This window comes from Gallintestinimicrobium propionicum (assembly GCF_025567525.1).
Lineage (GTDB): Bacteria > Bacillota > Clostridia > Lachnospirales > Lachnospiraceae > Gallintestinimicrobium > Gallintestinimicrobium propionicum.
Map to the genome: position 1 here is coordinate 1 of NZ_JAOQJY010000044.1, position 4,824 is coordinate 4,824.

The 4,824-nt window shown below is 45.6% G+C and carries 6 protein-coding genes; all 6 read left to right on the forward strand.

Annotated elements, in window-relative coordinates; all coding sequences use genetic code 11:
* Positions 1-126 precede the first annotated feature (126 nt).
* The 6 genes from OCV62_RS17910 to OCV62_RS17935 all read left to right on the forward strand — a co-directional run bounded on the left by OCV62_RS17910 (position 127) and on the right by OCV62_RS17935 (position 4,421).
* Positions 127-1,476: a hypothetical protein gene (locus OCV62_RS17910; protein ID WP_055154201.1), complete on the forward strand. Its 1,350-nt coding sequence runs from the start codon at positions 127-129 to the stop codon at positions 1,474-1,476.
* Between the two features lie 855 nt (positions 1,477-2,331).
* The gene (locus OCV62_RS17915) at positions 2,332-2,493 is read left to right on the forward strand and encodes a hypothetical protein (RefSeq protein ID WP_004614779.1); all 162 of its coding nucleotides are present in this window, start codon (positions 2,332-2,334) and stop codon (positions 2,491-2,493) included.
* A 4-nt stretch (positions 2,494-2,497) separates the two neighbouring features.
* Complete coding sequence (locus tag OCV62_RS17920) at positions 2,498-2,818, forward strand: MobC family plasmid mobilization relaxosome protein (protein ID WP_226981078.1); 321 nt, start codon at positions 2,498-2,500, stop codon at positions 2,816-2,818.
* Positions 2,779-3,888: a relaxase/mobilization nuclease domain-containing protein gene (locus OCV62_RS17925; RefSeq protein WP_055215572.1), complete on the forward strand. Its 1,110-nt coding sequence runs from the start codon at positions 2,779-2,781 to the stop codon at positions 3,886-3,888. The genes OCV62_RS17920 and OCV62_RS17925 overlap by 40 nt, the downstream gene beginning before the upstream one ends.
* 109 nt (positions 3,889-3,997) lie before the next feature.
* Entirely contained in the window at positions 3,998-4,144 is a 147-nt protein-coding gene (locus OCV62_RS17930; RefSeq protein ID WP_262588355.1) for a hypothetical protein, read from the forward strand.
* Between the two features lie 43 nt (positions 4,145-4,187).
* Complete coding sequence (locus OCV62_RS17935; RefSeq protein WP_008399593.1) at positions 4,188-4,421, forward strand: sodium ion-translocating decarboxylase subunit beta; 234 nt, start codon at positions 4,188-4,190, stop codon at positions 4,419-4,421.
* Positions 4,422-4,824 lie beyond the last annotated feature (403 nt).

Consider the following 4,824-nt stretch of genomic DNA (forward strand, 5'->3'; position numbering starts at 1 on the left):
TTTTAGGGGTGGGGAAAGGGAGAGAAAACCAGCCCTTTTTTAAGAGGTCAAAAATGTGCAATAAACTGTATTGATAATATAAGCCCCCTATAGGTGTTTTGGAGGGGAGAAAAAGGTGGTGGGAATATGGCAAAAAAACCGACTGAAAAGCAGTTGTATAAGCTGAAAAATGAATGGCTGGGGCAGTTCTTTGAGGAAGTGAAGCCGAAAGAGTTTTATCGGGCTGTTTTTCCAGAGGGAAGTTTTGAGAGAAAGGGGCATTTTGAGGACGGAAAGGCAAATGGCATTATAACCATAGTTGAGAATGATAAGGCGAAGAATCGGATTGTATTTGATGATTTGTCGGTCATTGATGAGGTCAAGGGGGCAGAGTTTGCTGTCATGTCCCCTGTGGCGTATTCCGGCAGAAATCGGACGGCAGCCAATGCAAGGTGGCTGTATGGGATAGCGATAGACCTTGACGGGGTGGAGATGCCGCAGCTCCGTGATGTGTTCCATCAAATGAACCATGATATTATCCCGAAATGCACTTACTGTATTAACAGCGGTCACGGGCTGCATTTATATTATCTGCTGGAAAAGCCGGTTCCCTTGTATAAGCATTTGCAGGATAAGCTTCGAGAGTTCAAGTATGAGCTGATTGCGAAAGTCTGGAACCGTTATACAAGCACTTTCACAGAACGGGAACAGGTTCAGTATCAGGGGATTTTTCAGGGCTTCCGTATGGTTGGAACGCAGTCAAAGCTGGGAAAGAGATACCCGGTAAAGGCTTTTGAAACGGGCGAGAGAGTGACGATTGAGTATTTGAACGGGTATCTTATGGATAAGAGCAAGGCGGTCACGGATTTTCACTATAAGAGCGATTTGAGTCTTGCCGAAGCCCGGAAGAAGTACCCGGAATGGTATGAAAAGCGAATTGTGCAGGGGGAGCGCCGTGAGCGCTGGCATGTCAAAAGGGACTTATATGATTGGTGGCTGCGGAAAATAAAAGAGGGGGCTTCTGTAGGGCACAGATACAGCTGCCTTTGCGTTTTGGCGTCCTATGCCGTTAAGTGCGATATTCCGGAAGATGAGCTTTTTACAGACGCTTTTTCCCTATTGCAGTTCCTTGATGATATGTCAGATGATGAGCATAACCGCTTTACCAAGCGTGATATACTGGACGCCATGCAGTTTTATCAAGAGAATTATGTCACATACAGTCGCAGGGAAGCCGAAAGAGTATCGGCTATTGCTATGCCAGCAAGCAAACGGAACGGAAGAAAACAGGCTGAACATTTAGAGCGTGCAAGGTTGGTACAAACATTGGATTATCCAAATGGAGCATGGAGAAATAAAGAGGGTAGACCAAAAGGCAGCGGAGAAAAGTCGAAGATTGTCGAAGAATGGAAACAGCAGCATCCGGACGGAAAGAAGATAGATTGTGAGAGAGAAACTGGGCTTAGCCGGCATACTGTATTGAAGTGGTGGAAGTAGGGTATACTTGAAATGCCGAAAGGCATATGCTATAATACCAGTAGGCGAAAATGACAGAAGTGCTCATGTGGCACAGCAAAAAGCCCCGGAGGTTGCGACTCCGGGGCTTTTCTATTCCGTTCTGGGTGGGTGGCTTAATCCCAAGGCTGGCTACCAGTTATTCTTCTCCGTCCAACCATTTGCAGATGTAGTAGGCAACTACACTTGCCAAAACAGAGAGAAAAAATGACAGAAGTTCACTCATGCGGTTCACCCCCTTTCTCTACCTGTCTGGGGGCGGTAGCGTCGTTCATTATATCACAGGGGCAGAAATGCCACAAGAAGCCATTTCCCCTTGTTTATTATCAAAGCCATAAGGAAAAGAGTGTCAAGGGCGGTCATAGACCGCAGCGTTTACCCTTGATACTCTTTTTTGTTGGCTATAATGCCGGAGGGGAAAACGGCTGTCCGTCCGTTTCGTTACTTCCCCCTGTGCTTCATTGTCCGTTCCGGCGGAAGAAAGTAAAGGGTGGTCTGCGACCATTTTTTATCTGCTGTACTCGCTGATCGGCAAGCCGAAGCTCATACTGCAGATAAAAAACAAGCCCTTGACTGTCTCCCTCCTACACTTTCAAAGTCGCCCAAGAGGAAGTAAGCTCCACTATATTCTTGGCAGAATATACGCACGAATATATCCGCTTGATATAGGGTGTCTATCATGCTATAATATGTGTAGCGGATATATTGCAAGTTCCCTAAAGTGTTACCACTTTAGAACTTGTGAGGGTGGCAAGCCCCCCTTCAATCCCCCTTTTCAGAGAGCCGAAAGGCTCATAATGTGACGGTGGTAGCACCGAAGAAAGAGAGGTCAAAGGCATGAAAAAAGAAATGGATAAAATTCAGTTTGAGTACAGATACGAGGTGCAGGAGCTGATGAAAGTAATTGATAAATATGTAAAACAGAACCCGGCAGAAAAGGAAAATAAGACGCTGGAGCGTTTCTTTGACTTACTTGATGTCATGGATATGGAGTGGTAAGGGTATGAACAAGACAAGACCAAAGCAGTTATCATTCCGAGTAAGTGAAGAAGAATACCAGCAGTTGCAGGAGAAGATTTCAGAGAGTGGAAAGAACCAACAGGAGTATATCCTTTCCTGTGTGCTGGAGAAGCAGATCGTGAATACGGACGGTATCAAAGAACTTCTCCCGGAACTGAAACGGATAGGGAACAACCTCAACCAAATAGCAAAGCGGTGTAATGAGGGGGGGATGTTGCCGAGTGAAGCGGAAGTGCGGAAGCATGGAGAGGAGCTGAACAAAGTATGGCAGTCATTAAGGCGGTATCTTCAAAGGCGGGCATAGGGCACGCCATAGATTATGTGACGAAAAAAGAAAAGACAGAGGAGAAGCTTGTCAGCGGTCTGCATTGTGAGCCGGAGACGGTCAAGGAAGAAATGCAAGCCACAAAGGAGCTGTGGGGCAAGACGGATGGAAGAACCTATAAGCATTATGTGCAATCCTACCATGAGGACGAGGAAATAACCCCGGAGCAGGCTCATAAGAACGCTGTCGAGCTGGCAGAGCATACAAAGGCATGGAAAGGGCATGAAGTTCTGATAGCCACGCATATAGACAAGGGGCATATACACACGCACTTTATTGTCAATTCCGTAAATTATGAGAACGGTCATAAGCTCCAATGGAGTAAGCACGACCTTAAAGACTTAAAGGAACGATGTAACGAACAGAGCCGGGAACAGGGCTTGCATGTGCCGGAGAAAGGAAAGACATTTGCTGGAGAAGTCCGGGAAGAAACGGTGGCATGGAGCAAAGACACCTACCAGCTTTTGAAACAGGCAGAGCAGGGAAAGGTCAAGAGCTATGTGCAGGATATTGCCCTTGCGGTGCTGGATTGTAAGGAAACAGCGACCAGCCGGGAAACCTTTATCCGGCTGATGAATGAAAGAGGGTACGGGGTGGACTGGCAGGACAGCCACAAGTACATCACATATACCGACTTAGCCAGGGAACAGGCAGGAGAAAAGGCTTGTAAAATCAGGGATAACAAGCTGGAAAAATACTACAATATGGATTTTGGAAAGGAGAGTATGGAGCATGAGTTTGAGAGAAATGCACGAACAGCAGAAGCAGAGCAGTCCAAGAGAGCAGCTTCAAGAGTTAAACCGACAGAGCCGGACAGAGCTGGAAAACAGTCTGCTCAAAGAAGCGTTGGCGATGTCGAGCGAGAACTGCGAGGAATTGATGAAGCAGTCAAATCAAGAACAAGTAAGGGCAGAGCAGAACAGGCAGAGAGACGCAGAGCAGAACAGGAAGCTCATCAGCGAGCTGAAGCAGAGCGTAGAGCTGCTGAAGAACAGCAACGAATTGCTTCAAGACGCTATATCGGGCGAGATTGGGAGCCTGAAAGATGAGGTTAAGGAAAACACCGTCCAAGAGGTTAGAAAGGCGTTACAGGCGAATATAGAGGCTATACAGAGGGCTACAAAGCTTCTTGAGAAGCAGTCTGATACACTTACAAGCGTGATGAAGCAGAAGATCCGGGAGCTGGAGGAAAGCAAGAACAGCTTTTTCAGATATGAGGGCTTAAAGCTGTACCTGTTTTGGGGCGGTATGGTCTGTAATATTTTAGTGTTTCTTATGCTGTTATATGGTATGCTTGGTAAGTAAAAAGAAATCGACAAATCGGAAGGTTGAGAAAGGAGATTAGTCAATGAAAAAAATATTAGGAATCGTTGCTGGTATTGTTGGAATAATATCTGTTATTGTGGGTGTTGCATTGAAGATGAATAATAATGCTATTGCTATAATCGGAGGTGCAGATGGTCCTACCTCGGTATTTGTCGCAGGAAAGTTGAATAGTGTTCTTGTCAGCATCTTGCTTATTGCGATAGGTGTTGTGATGTTGATAGTAGCGATAATTTTTTATTTGAAGAGAAAAAGGTAAAATAATGTAGTGATAAGATAAGCGGTCAAGGCGAGAGGGAGTGAGGTGTAAAAGACTATGGAGAAAGAAAAAAGAGAGCAGGAGAGCTGCACAAGCTGCGCTTATAGGAAAGATTGGTATTGTCCCGTTGCCGGAGACCGTGTAAAGAGAGAGGGGCACTGTTCTGAATACGAGAAAAGTGAGATTGCGAAGGAAAAGTAGCAGTGCTATAATGGCAAGGAAAGGGAGAGAAAACCAGCCCTTTTTTAAGAGGTCAAAAATGTGCAATAAACTGTATTGATAATATAAGCCCCCTATAGGTGTTTTTAGGGGTGGGGAAAGGGAGAGAAAACCAGCCCTTTTTTAAGAGGTCAAAAATGTGCAATAAACTGTATTGATAATATAAGCCCCCTATAGGTGTTTT